The following is an 11,956-nucleotide window of genomic DNA, read 5'->3' on the forward strand; positions in this document are numbered from 1 at the left end:
AAAAAGCCGGAGACGCTGACGCCTCCGGCTCCCGCTTACAAGGATTGTGCAGATTATTTGATCAGGAAGCTGTCGAGGCTTTTACCTGCATCCAGCGCTTTTTTAATCGCAGCTGGGGTACGGCCCTGACCGGTCCATGATTTCTCTTCACCGTTTTCGTCGGTGTAAGAATATTTCGCCGGACGCGGCGCACGCTTGGCGCGTTTTTTACCGGTTTCCAGTGCACCCAGTAATTCGTTCGGGTCGATACCGTCTGCCAGCAGCATTTCACGGTATTTAGACAGCTTCTCTTCTTTTTCGCGGTTCTGCGCTTCTTCCGCTTCAACTTCGTCGCGGCGCTCAGTCACCACGACGGTTAATTTTTCCAGAATTTCTTCCAGATCGCTCAGTGGCAGTTCACGAGCCTGTGCACGTAATGTGCGAATGTTGTTCAGAACTTTAAATGCGTCACTCATCACAATGTCCTTGCTTAAGGGGGTTAAATAAACTGTAGTGGCAAGATTACCCAATTCAAATAAAAAAATAAATTAATTTTGCAGACCGGATTAATCCGAATGGATTAGCATATTCCTGGCAGGCGCGTTTAAACCCAATGTGCGGCGTGAATTAACGGTGAATTAACATCAGCGGTTCAGTACCATCGGCTGGAACTGGAATCGATTTCATTGCTTATTCACGCGTAGGAAACAAGCGTTTAGCGCTTATTGTGCGCTGAGGCAGTAGTCAGCATAAAGGTAAAAAAACATTAATAGTGTAAGTAAAATCCCTTTTTAACGCGGATGGCATTGGCGTCACAGATGCGAGCAATATCTCATTTTGCCATTAAATAAATAAAAAAAGGCCGGTTGTTAACCGGCCATCATGCAAAAATCGTATGTCTGTGGTTATCCGCTTTTCTTCACTGCCGGTCGCAATAGCTGGGGCGCCGGCGCATCAGACAGCCGGTCGTGCAAATAATGTTCAATCTGCTCCAGCGAACGATGGCGTGTTTCCGGTACCCAGCGAATAACAAAAATCGCGCCGCCTATGCCAATCAGCGCGAAAATAAAGAACGCGCCGGATAAGCCAACCGACGCCAGCAGAACCGGGAACAGCAGAGAAATAAGAAAATTGGCGATCCACAACGCAAATACCGCGCCGCCCATAAAAATACCGCGTAACCGTGTGGGGAAAATTTCTGACAGCAGCAGCCAGGTGACCGGCGATAACGCGCCCTGCTGGAAACTCAGAAACATCAGCATACCCAGCAGCACCATATAACTGCGCAAGATATCCGGCTGACCGTTAACTGTTTCCGGCATCAGGTAACTGACGGTGCCAATAAACACCAGACAGGCGGTACAACCAAACTGACCTATCATCGTCATGGTGCGGCGACCGATGCGCCCCAGCAGCCAGATCCCCACAAAGGTCATTAATACCGATACCGCGCCATTGGCAATGGTGGCAAACAGCGCAGCGTCATTGCTCATCCCCACCGCTTTCAGCATGGTCGGCGCGTAGTACATGATGGTATTTACGCCGGTCAGCTGCTGGATGGCGGCAATACCGATACCGATCAGGAACAGTTTGATCAGCCACGGCTGGCACAGTTCCCGCAGACGCGGACGCTGCTGTTGCTCGTCCGACAGCGTCTCTTCGATCTCCATCATCTCCCACTCAACGTCTTCGCGCGCGCGGGTGCGTTCCAGAACCTTGCGCGCCTCAGCGAGACGGCCTTTCATGGCATACCAGCGCGGCGTGTCCGGCATAAACATCATCCCGAACCACAGCAGCACCGCCGGCAGCGTGGCGACCGCCAGCATCCAGCGCCAGGTCGTGTCGCCCCCCCAGGCCGCGTTGAAGCCGGCGTTCGACATATAGGCCAGCATCTGGCCGGAAACGATCATCAGCTCCTGCATGGTCACCAGCTGACCCCGTTTGTTGGCCGGTGCCATTTCGGCGATATACACCGGTACGGTGGCGGACGCACCGCCCACGGCCACGCCAAGGACCAGGCGGAAGAAAATCATCCAGCTGACATCAGGTGCCAGTGCGGTACCCAGCGCGCCGAGTGCAAAAATAATCGCCAGTACCAGAATAATTTTTCTCCGCCCGACCGCAGCGGCAAAGTGACCGGAAGCCAGGGCGCCAAACGCCGCGCCGAACAGCAGACTGCTGGTCACCAGCCCGGTGGTAAATGGGGTGAGATGCAGATCGTCGCCCATAAATAACAGTACGCCGGAGATCACGCCGGTGTCGTAGCCAAACAGCAAACCACCGAGGGTGGCAATCAGCGCAATGACTTTCACAAAAGGCTCGGTGCGCGTGCTGCTGTTTGGCCCTGATGCCGGATTGGGCGTCATCCAGGTTTCGCGGGACATAACCAACTCCTTTCCTGAGATAAGAAGCCTTAAAATAGATTATTTCCACCACAATAAATAAATATGAAATTTAAATTTTGCGCCACGGGTCATTACCTTTGCCTTTAATTGAGATAATGATCACACGACCTGATTCAGGGCGCAGAGAAGTCAGTGCAAATTTTGCACAACAAACAGAAGGGAGAATATTTATTTCAAGGAAGGCGCTGACCGCACGCCGTGAATGCAGTCAGCGATGGCAGATTAATTGACTGCGGTGGCCGGACCAAAGACGTCATAGTCCGGCAGCGTCACCTGCTGATACGGCTCCCAGCCGCCGCCCAGCGCTTTATACAGCGCTACCAGGTCCAGTGCGCTTTGCATGCGCGCCTGGGTGGATTGCGCCTGCGACTGCGCCAGCTGGCGCTGGGCATCCAGCACCTCAAGGAAGGTGGAGATGCCCTGTTTGTAACTGTCACTGGCGAGGTCAAAGGCGCGCTGCAGTGCGCCAGTGGTCTCATCCAGCGCGGTAACCTGTTGCTGATCGGCGCGGTAGCTGACCAGCGCATTTTCCACATCCTGCAGCGCCGTCAATACCGTCTGGCGATAATCGAGCGCCGCGCTCGCCTGCTGCGCGCGCGCCAGTTTCACACTGGAAACCAGACGTCCGCCCTGAAAAATCGGGATCGACAGCGCCGGGCCGACGCTGAAGAAGTGGCTGCTCCAGTCGTCAAGGTAGCTGGCATCGGTGTTGCGCACCCCCAGCTGCCCGGTGAGCGACAGGCTGGGGAACAGGTTCGCGACCGATACGCCGATATTGGCGGTCTGTGCATGCAGATTCGCTTCAGCCTGGCGGATGTCCGGACGACGACGCGCCAGCGTCGATGGAATGCCCACCGCCACCAGCTTCGGCAACGCCGGCAGCGCTTTGCTGCTCATCAGTTCGTTATCCAGCGCGCCCGGCATTTTGCCCAGCAGCACTGCCAGCCCGTTCATCGCCTGACGTTCCTGGGCCTGATACTGCGGCAGCTGCGCGTTAAGGGAGGCCAGCTGCGCACGGGCATTCTCAACGTCGGTGAGCGGCGCCAGACCGTTACGCTGCTGGCTCTGCGTCAGCTCCCAGGTTTGCTGCGCCACGTTAATCTGCTGTTGCAGCGTCGCCAGCACCGCCTGAGCGCCGCGCAGCTGCAGATACGCGCGCGCGACCTCGGCTTCCAGCGACACCAGCGCATCGTTACGCTGCTCAATCGCCGCCTGCTGCTGCGCGTCCGCCATCTCCATCTGGCGTCGTACTTTGCCCCATAAATCCAGTTCCCAGCTGGCGTCAAAGCTGCCCTGATACAGCGTGACCGAATGGGTCAGACCGTTGAGCTGATCCGCCACGTCATCATCCACCTGATCGTACACCCCGTTGGATTTCAGCATGCCTTTCAGGCCGAGCTGCTGACGCGTCACTTTGGCGGAACCGTTAAGCGACGGGAACAGCCCGCCACGTGCCTGCGCCAGCTGTTCGCGCGCACCGGCGATGCGCAGCACCGACTGTTGCAGCGTCAGGTTGCCAGCGATGGCGCGCTCAATCAGGCTATCGAGCTGCGGGTCGTTAAAGCTTTTCCACCACGAAGGATTGGTCGCGGACGCCAGCGGTTTTGAAGCTTCCTGAGAGGGCAAATCACGGTAGCTACCGGGCGTGTGCGCCTGCGGCGGCTGATAATCGGGCCCGACGGCACAACCCGCCAGCAGCATGGACAGCGCCAGCAGCGTCAGCGACGGCGTAACGCGCGAAGAGGTGATCATGTTAATGTGCTCCTGCACTGCCTTCGCTCTTGATCGGCGAAAGCAACCAACAAAAAGGAATCAATAGCACGGCGACAATACTCAGGCCCATGAACACGTCGATGTAAGCCAGAATACGCGCCTGGGCAATCATCTCCTGATAGAGCTGACCGCTGGCCAGCGTCAGCGGATCGCCCACCGCACTGGTAAAGTCACGAATCGCCTGCGCCCAGTGCTGCAGCGTGAGGTTGAACTGCTCATTGAGCGGCGACATGTTGTGCACCATGTGGGCCGATCGCACCTGTTCACGTTCAGTGATGCCGGCCGTGGCCAGCGAGATGCCGATCGAACCGGCCACGTTACGGAACATGGTGAACAGCGCGGAGGCATCCGCATTCAGGCGCTGCGGCACGGTGATAAAGGCAATGGTGGTGAGCGGCACAAACAGGAAGCCGAGGCCAATCGACTGCGCGCTGCGCATCAGCACCAGCGTGGTGAAATCCACGTTGGGCGTCAGGGTGCTGGAATAGAAGAAGGCCAGCGCCAGACAGGTAAAGCCAAAGGCGATGATGTAGCGCGTTTGCACAATCGGCATCAGCTTCAGCACCAGCGGGATGGTGAGCACGATCAGGACCGCGCCGGGCGACAGCACCAGCCCGGACCAGGTGGCGGTATAACCGAGATCCTGCTGCGCCAGCTGCGGTAACACCACCGAGCTGCCATAAAGAATCATCGCCATGCCCGCCATCAGCAGACCGGCCACCCAGAAGTTGCGATCCTTCATCACCGTGATATCCACCACCGGCTTGCGTGCATACAGCAGCCAGTAAACCGCACCGACGATGCCGACGGCCGCCAGCATGGCAAACAGGCGAATGAAGTGTGAAGCGAACCAGTCTTCATCTTCACCGCGATCAAGGAACACCTGCAAACAGCCGAGACCCAGGGTAATCAGGCTGATACCGATATAGTCGATTTTCAGCCGGCCCTTCGCCCACTTGCGCTCCCACGGCGGATCTTCCAGCAGCTGATAGATCGCCAGCACCGTGAGAATCCCCACCGGAATATTGATAAAGAACACCCAGCGCCAGCTGTAGTTGTCGGTGATCCAGCCACCGAGCGTCGGGCCAATTACTGGCGCAACAATAATGGCAATCGATGACAGGCCAAAAGCCTTGCCGCGATCTTCCGGCTTGAAGTAATCCAGCAGCACCGACTGCTGCACCGGTTGCAGCCCGCCGCCGAAGAAGCCCTGCAATACGCGGAAAAGAATGATTTGCCACAGCTCGGTGGCAATGCCGCACAGGAAGGAGCAGATGGTAAACATCACGATGCAGATCAGGAAGAACTGCTTGCGCCCAAACAGGCGGCTGAAAAAGGCCGAGATCGGCAGCACAATGCCGTTGGCGACCAGATAGGAGGTTAGTACCCAGGTGGATTCATCGTAGCTGGATGACAGCGACCCGGCGATGTGCGGCAGCGCGACGTTAACGATGGTGGTGTCCAGAATTTCCATGAACACCGCCAGCGTTACCGTGATGGCAACCAGCCAGGGATTGCTGGCCGGACGCCAGCTTTCGCTCGCACTCATTCCACCGTCACCTTCGGTTCAACCGACAGGCCAAGCGGTAATGGATGATTCGGGTCGAGTCCTTTATCAATCACAATTTTCACCGGCACGCGTTGCACAATCTTCACGTAGTTACCGGTGGCGTTCTCGGCCGGGAAGGTAGAGAAGCGCGAGCCGGAGCCCATCTGTACGCTGTCGACGTGCCCTTCCAGCTTCATGTCCGGCCAGGCATCAACGCCAATCTCCACTTTATCGCCCGGATTCATGCGCGCCAGCTGCGACTCTTTGAAGTTGGCGGTGATCCAGATATCCGGCGATACCAGCGAAAACAGCGCGCTGCCGGCCTGTACCAGCGTACCGGGCTGCACGTTGCGTTTGGTGACGAAACCGTCATACGGCGCCCGTACTTCGGTGTAAGAGAGGTTAAGCTCGGCAGTGTTGAGCTGAGCCCGGGCTTGCTCGACCTGCTGCTGCCGCGCTTCGACATTGGTTTCCTGCTGGCGAATCTGCAACTGCACCTGCGAGGCCACTTCGACCTGCGCTTTGGCGCTTTGCAGTTGCGCTTCAGCCGAGCGTAACTGCGCAGCGGCGGTATCGATATTGCGCTGCGAGGTTGCGCGCGGGTCAACACCGCGCTGACGACGGTAATCCGCCTGCGCATTGAGCAAATTGGCCTGCGCCCGCGCCTGGTCGGCCAGCGCCTGATCGCGCTGCGCCGGATATTGCACCCGCGCCAGCGCCAGCTGCGCCTGCGCCTGATGCAGCTGCGCCTGCGCCAGACCGAGCTGTGCTTTGGCCTGATCGCGCTGTGCGGCGTTATCACGCGGGTCGATCAGCACCAGCAGATCGCCTTTCTTCACCCGCTGGTTATCTTTTACCAGCAACTGCACCACGTAGCCCGACGCTTTGGGCGCGATGGTCACGGCATCGCCTTCGGTGAACGCATCGTCGGTGGTTTCAATATTGCGCGTGCTAAACCAGAACCAGAATCCCACCAGCAGCATAATCACCACCACAATCGCCAGAATGATCAGCGGCTTTTTGCCGGGGCGTTTACGGGGTGATTGCTCGTTATCCTGACTGGAATCTGACGTGTTGTTGTCTTTTTGCTCATCGGCGGATGGCGGATTGTGGTTTTCACTCATAATTTGTCATCACTGGCTGGTAATCCCGATCCCCGGGCGAAACGGTCAACTTAACCTTAGATGGGAAATTGACAAATGCCAGTGTAACTTTACATAAGCTAACATCCGACGCATTTTCTGCCACATCACTTAACGCGCTGATAAATCAGCGCGTCTTGCAAAGGCGGACAGGTTGGTCAGGGTTAACGCAGCAGCTGTAACAACAGCCAGCCGCACAGCATCGACCAGGCAAGCATCGGCAGGGAAAACAGATGGAAACGCCACCAAACTTTGGCGTCCTGTGCCATGCGCAGCGCAATCAGGTTGGCCAGCGATCCCGGCAGCAGGCCAAAGCCGCCGATATTCACCGCCCAGGCCAGCACTTCGGAAGGCGGGACTTTTTGTAACAGCAGAATAGTGGCCGGCACGTTGCTGATCACCTGTGACAGGCCAATCGCCAGCAGATAGATACCCCCCTCGCCCAGCTGACCGATGGCGGCAAAATGCGGCTGCAGAATCGGCAGATGCATCAGTAAAAAGACATCAATGAACATCGCCACGAACACCAGCAGTAGGCTCCAGTCGATGGTCGCCAGCACCTGACGCGCCATCAGCAGAAAACAGCCCGCCACCAGCAGCAGCGCCCAGCCGGTGAGTTTCAGCTCCAGCGCGACGATAAACACCACGTACAGCAGCACGCTGACGATAAACAGCGGTTTCTGCCACTGCTGGTTGCCTGGTGCATCATGCTTCTCAATGCTGCGCGCCGGGAAGCTAAACCACGTCAGCACCACCAGCGTCAGCATCAGCATCGCCGCCAGCGGCGCCATCTGACCGATAAAACCGGCCACGCTGAGCGTGCCGTGGCTCCACAGCAGGATATTTTGCGGGTTGCCGACCGGCGTCAGCAACGAGCCGGCATTGACCGCCAGCGCTTCAAAGATGATCAGTCTGGAGATAGGCAGGCGCGAGAACTTGCGCAGCGTCAGCGTGAGCGGCACCAGGATAAACAGCGCTACATCATTGGTCAGGAAGGTCGAGAGCAGCGCCGCCGCACACACCATAAACAGCGCCAGCGTACGTTCGTGCTGGAAGCGCTGCACCAGCCGCGCACCGAGCACATCAAAATAGCCGCTGTTTTCCAGCCCTTTTGTCAGCATCAGCAAACCGGTGAGCGTCATGATGGTGTGCCAGTCAACGGCGGCGGGCAGCTGCGGCCAGCGGTAATCCGCCAGCGGCAACAAAATCACGCCCAACAGCAACAGTAAATGCAAAACGCGGTCACGCATTAAGGAACGAAGCACGATGGGCATGATGGCAGAAGGCCTTGTAGGTTAGCGATTCTCGTAAAATTTCTGGAACACGGCGAGGGTTTCATCACTGACGTGATGCTCGAGCCCTTCGGAATCCCGGCGGGCGGTTTCCGGACTGACGCCCAGCGCCAGCAGAAAGGTTTCAACGATATGATGGCGCACGCGGCTGGCTTCAGCCAGCTTCTCGCCTTCCGGGGTGAGGAACACGCCGCGATACGGCACCTGCTCAACCAGACCGGTGGTACTGAGACGCTTCAGCATTTTGGCCACGGTCGGCTGCGAGACGCCCAGGCGTGCCGCCATGTCAACCTGGCGCGCCTCGCCAAATTCACGAATTAAATCAGAGATTAACTCAACGTAATCATCAATCAGCTCACGGCGATGCGCTTCGCGTACCTGGCGAAATCCTTCGACATGCTCCTCAATATCTTTCAGCGGCCCCTGGGGCATGTGGGTGGCGCTTTTCGCACGACGACTCATTCAGCTTCCTCTTTATTATCTGCCGCACTTTACCTGCGGTGCGGGCTGGCTGCGCTCATTGTAAACCAGGCACAAATAAGCACAAATTTTTCCTGAATAGTGTTGGCTAAAGAGTATAGCCAGTGCTATCTTTGTACATGTTGTAAGCGAATAGCCTACAAAGGAGGCAACGATGAACGAACCCTGGCTGTTGCTGCTCCTTTTCCTGCTGTTTATTGCAGGGCTGTGCTTACTGTTGAGTTACCCGTTTTCCAGGAGGTAAAGATGAGCACGATGAAAAGCTGCCTCGACTGCGGCAAATGCTTCCAGACCGTACAAAGCAAACCGGCTTTTGAGCTGAAGTCGCTGTTGTGTCTGTTTAGCCGCTCGCCTTTTGCCCTGCGCCTGATGCTGCTTGAGAAACTGACCGGCAAAAAAATCGCCGCGCAGCCCTGCCCGAATCTGATCTGGCGCGGCTGAGTTTCCTCAGTGCTTCACAGTCTGACCCGCTGCCTGCAGCGGGTTTTATTTTGCCTGCGAAAAACGCCCTTCACGGCAGCGTTTTCAGGCATAAAAAAACGGCCCGTAAAGGGCCGTTTCTGTGCAACTCTGGTCTAAGCAAAAACTTAGAAGCTGTAACCTACGCCAGCAATCCAGGTGCCCACGTCGACGTTACGGATGCGGCTCTGCTCGTAGCCCACGTCCAGAGCAACGTTCTGGATTGGGTTGAACTGCATACCTGCGCCGTAAGAGAAGCCTACGTCGCTGCTGTCGGTTTTAGACTGACCGGCAGTCTGGTTCTGCTGGTATTTGCCGTAGCCGATACCTACTACGCCGTAGATGCTGGCCCAGTCGTTCAGACGGTAAGCCGGACCACCGGTGATGCCGTAGTACTGACCTTTGTTGTACACGCCATCTTCAGTGCGATCTTTTTCGGTGTAGGTGAAAGAACCGATCCAACCCAGTGGGTTAGAACCGTCTTCGTAGCGGTATTTCAGGTTGAAGCCGTTAGCTTTGTTAGCAACGCCCTGATAGTCGCTCTGCGCGTAGCCGGCAGAAACGGTGCTCTGCGCCATGGCGGAACCAGCGGAAACTGCCAGTACACAAGCCAGTGCTGAAAGACATGCAATTTTTTTCATAACCACCTCAAATGTGAATATACTTCTCTCCTGACAACGCTAAAAATATAACAAAACTTAGCAAGAAACTCTGCCCGCATTTTGTTGTCTAACAGATTGTTTGGTGTAACAGAAAGTTAATGAACTTTCGTATGTCATTCATTTTTCTTATAAAAAGCATCATCTTTCTGCAATAATCCTGCGCACAGAAAATTATCGGTTTAAGTAAATTCCTAAACTAACCTGACATTTCTTTACGGAAATGGCCCTAAAAACGGTGATTTTTCAGCCAGTCGCTGGCGCATTTTTTCCGCCGTCGCGCTTTATTCGCTGGGAATTTCGCCCGAAAAGCGGTGTGAATGAGTCGTCACTGACGCCAGGATAATGCGAGGCGACCGCGCCCGATGATAAAGCGGTGACAGAAACCCCGCATCATTGCCTTAGCCGCCTCCTTATTTCCCGCCGATTGCTTTACACTGGCTGCCCGTTGCCTGGTTATTCATCATCACAGGAATTGATCACAGGATGTCTGCACCTCTTTCCCACCCCAAACTGGCGCCGGTAGTGCTGCCGGTTGCCGTATTACTGATCGCCATGCTGTCGCTGCAGGGCGGCGCGTCGCTGGCGAAATCGCTGTTTCCCACCGTCGGTGCGCCTGGCATTACCGCGCTGCGTCTGGGACTGGGCACGCTTATCCTGTGCGCAATTTTCAAACCCTGGCGTCTGCGCTTTAGCGCCGCGCAGCGCAAGCCGCTGCTGATGTATGGACTGGCGCTGGGCTGCATGAATTATCTGTTCTATCTCTCGATTCGTACCGTGCCGCTGGGCGTCGCGGTAGGGCTGGAGTTTCTCGGTCCGCTGACGCTGGCGCTGGCCGGCGCGCGCCGTCCGCTGGATTTTCTCTGGGTGCTGCTGGCGGTCACCGGCCTGTGGTTCCTGCTGCCGATTGGTCACGGCCTCAGCCATATCGATCCGGCAGGCGCACTGCTGGCGGTGGGCGCGGGTGCCTGCTGGGCAGTCTATATTCTGGCGGGCCAGCGGGCAGGTGCTGAACACGGCCCGGCCACGGTGGCGATGGGGTCGCTGATTGCGTCAGTGATTTTTGTGCCGCTCGGTCTGACCTTCGCCGCGCCCGGCATCTGGCAATGGGAAATCCTGCCGCTGGCGCTGCTTATCGCCCTGCTCTCCAGCGCCATTCCTTACTCGCTGGAGATGATGGCGTTAACGCGTCTGCCGGCGCGCATTTTCGGCACGCTGATGAGTCTGGAACCGGCGATGGCCGCACTCTCCGGCATGCTGTTCCTCGGCGAACTGCTGACGCTGCAGCAGTGGCTGGCGCTGCTGGCGATCATTGCCGCGTCGGCCGGCTCGACGCTGACCATGAAACAGAAAGCGGCACATATAAACGAAGTCGATATCAACGCGCCGCAATAAACAGTGCGGGTTCAGCCGGTTATTTAACCGGCTGAATATAGAAACATTCTCATTATCATTTCTTTGCTATGTGAACGATCGGTTATTATTATTTTGCAACATGATGAGTAAATATTTAACAAACCAGATAATTCCTTTATTTACATGACGTTAAATCTATTAACCTTATTTCTTAACCCACCTTCGGCTTTAACTATTCCTGTCATTGATTTAATCAATCCTGCAGAGTGAAAAACTGCTGCTATACTTATTCCCGTGCTTGATTAGGACAACCATCAATAAGAGGACATTAATGATGAGTACCGCAAAACTGGTTAAAACAAAATCTTCCGATCTGATTTATACCCGCAATGACGTGGCTGATAGCGAGAAGAAAGCTACCATCGAGGTGCTCAACCGTCTGGTCGTGGAATTTATTGACCTGTCGCTGATCACCAAGCAGGCGCACTGGAATATGCGCGGCGCAAACTTTATCGGTGTACATGAAATGCTGGACGGCTTCCGCACCGCGATTACCGACCACCAGGATACCATCGCAGAACGTGTGGTGCAGCTGGGCGGCGTGGCGCTGGGCACCACGCAGGTGGTTAACGACAAGTCACCGCTGAAAAGCTACCCGCTGAACATTCACAGCGTACAGGATCACCTGAAAGCGCTGGCCGACCGTTATGCTGTGGTGGCTAACGATACACGCAAAGCCATCAGCGAAGTGAAAGACGAAGACACGGCGGATATCTTTACTGCCGCATCGCGTGACCTTGATAAGTTCCTGTGGTTCATCGAATCCAACATCGAGTAATGCTCAATCAGGCGGGTTATCCCG

General features: G+C 56.1%; 11 protein-coding genes. 3 read left to right on the forward strand and 8 right to left on the reverse strand.

The window, feature by feature from the left end:
* Positions 1-53 precede the first annotated feature (53 nt).
* The 7 genes from C1N56_RS12875 to mntR form a co-directional block, all read right to left on the reverse strand.
* Entirely contained in the window at positions 54-455 is a 402-nt protein-coding gene (locus C1N56_RS12875; protein WP_021508409.1) for an H-NS family histone-like protein, read from the reverse strand.
* Positions 456-884: 429 nt separating this feature from the next.
* Positions 885-2,363, reverse strand: coding sequence for a sugar porter family MFS transporter (locus C1N56_RS12880; RefSeq protein WP_394516734.1), 1,479 nt, complete (start codon positions 2,361-2,363; stop codon positions 885-887).
* Between the two features lie 243 nt (positions 2,364-2,606).
* Positions 2,607-4,136 (reverse strand): efflux transporter outer membrane subunit, encoded by a 1,530-nt coding sequence (locus C1N56_RS12885; protein WP_222951123.1) that lies wholly within the window; start codon positions 4,134-4,136, stop codon positions 2,607-2,609.
* Position 4,137: 1 nt separating this feature from the next.
* On the reverse strand, positions 4,138-5,706 hold the full coding sequence (locus C1N56_RS12890; protein ID WP_058757803.1) for a DHA2 family efflux MFS transporter permease subunit: 1,569 nt from the start codon (positions 5,704-5,706) through the stop codon (positions 4,138-4,140).
* Positions 5,703-6,830: an HlyD family secretion protein gene (locus C1N56_RS12895; RefSeq protein WP_021508413.1), complete on the reverse strand. Its 1,128-nt coding sequence runs from the start codon at positions 6,828-6,830 to the stop codon at positions 5,703-5,705. The genes C1N56_RS12890 and C1N56_RS12895 overlap by 4 nt, the downstream gene beginning before the upstream one ends.
* 182 nt (positions 6,831-7,012) lie before the next feature.
* The gene (locus C1N56_RS12900) at positions 7,013-8,122 is read right to left on the reverse strand and encodes an SLC13 family permease (protein WP_394516735.1); all 1,110 of its coding nucleotides are present in this window, start codon (positions 8,120-8,122) and stop codon (positions 7,013-7,015) included.
* A 21-nt stretch (positions 8,123-8,143) separates the two neighbouring features.
* The gene (gene mntR / locus C1N56_RS12905; protein WP_021508415.1) at positions 8,144-8,602 is read right to left on the reverse strand and encodes a manganese-binding transcriptional regulator MntR; all 459 of its coding nucleotides are present in this window, start codon (positions 8,600-8,602) and stop codon (positions 8,144-8,146) included.
* A 264-nt stretch (positions 8,603-8,866) separates the two neighbouring features.
* Between mntR and C1N56_RS12910 the strand changes: the two genes are divergently transcribed.
* Positions 8,867-9,061, forward strand: a complete 195-nt coding sequence (locus tag C1N56_RS12910; protein ID WP_021508417.1) for a hypothetical protein — start codon at positions 8,867-8,869, stop codon at positions 9,059-9,061.
* A gap of 146 nt (positions 9,062-9,207) precedes the next feature.
* Here C1N56_RS12910 and ompX read toward each other — a convergent pair whose 3' ends face one another.
* Positions 9,208-9,720, reverse strand: coding sequence for an outer membrane protein OmpX (gene ompX / locus C1N56_RS12915; RefSeq protein ID WP_031279869.1), 513 nt, complete (start codon positions 9,718-9,720; stop codon positions 9,208-9,210).
* Positions 9,721-10,224: 504 nt separating this feature from the next.
* Between ompX and rhtA the strand changes: the two genes are divergently transcribed.
* Positions 10,225-11,133 carry a threonine/homoserine exporter RhtA gene (gene rhtA, locus C1N56_RS12920; protein WP_166709838.1) on the forward strand — a complete coding sequence of 303 codons (909 nt, stop codon included), beginning with the start codon at positions 10,225-10,227 and terminating at the stop codon, positions 11,131-11,133.
* A 295-nt stretch (positions 11,134-11,428) separates the two neighbouring features.
* Entirely contained in the window at positions 11,429-11,932 is a 504-nt protein-coding gene (gene dps, locus C1N56_RS12925; RefSeq protein ID WP_021508421.1) for a DNA starvation/stationary phase protection protein Dps, read from the forward strand.
* Positions 11,933-11,956: the final 24 nt, after the last annotated feature.

This window comes from Pantoea sp. SGAir0175, from assembly GCF_043547855.1.

Bases quoted from the DNA above. Each gene is read 5' to 3' on its own strand.
- C1N56_RS12890 (WP_058757803.1), bottom strand. From the start codon at position 5,706: ATGAGTGCGAGCGAAAGCTGGCGTCCGGCCAGCAATCCCTGGCTGGTT.
- ompX (WP_031279869.1), bottom strand. From the start codon at position 9,720: ATGAAAAAAATTGCATGTCTTTCAGCACTGGCTTGTGTACTGGCAGTT.
- rhtA (WP_166709838.1), top strand. From the start codon at position 10,225: ATGTCTGCACCTCTTTCCCACCCCAAACTGGCGCCGGTAGTGCTGCCG.
- C1N56_RS12875 (WP_021508409.1), bottom strand. From the start codon at position 455: ATGAGTGACGCATTTAAAGTTCTGAACAACATTCGCACATTACGTGCA.
- dps (WP_021508421.1), top strand. From the start codon at position 11,429: ATGAGTACCGCAAAACTGGTTAAAACAAAATCTTCCGATCTGATTTAT.
- C1N56_RS12895 (WP_021508413.1), bottom strand. From the start codon at position 6,830: ATGAGTGAAAACCACAATCCGCCATCCGCCGATGAGCAAAAAGACAAC.
- C1N56_RS12910 (WP_021508417.1), top strand. From the start codon at position 8,867: ATGAGCACGATGAAAAGCTGCCTCGACTGCGGCAAATGCTTCCAGACC.
- C1N56_RS12885 (WP_222951123.1), bottom strand. From the start codon at position 4,136: ATGATCACCTCTTCGCGCGTTACGCCGTCGCTGACGCTGCTGGCGCTG.
- C1N56_RS12900 (WP_394516735.1), bottom strand. From the start codon at position 8,122: ATGCCCATCGTGCTTCGTTCCTTAATGCGTGACCGCGTTTTGCATTTA.
- mntR (WP_021508415.1), bottom strand. From the start codon at position 8,602: ATGAGTCGTCGTGCGAAAAGCGCCACCCACATGCCCCAGGGGCCGCTG.
- C1N56_RS12880 (WP_394516734.1), bottom strand. From the start codon at position 2,363: ATGTCCCGCGAAACCTGGATGACGCCCAATCCGGCATCAGGGCCAAAC.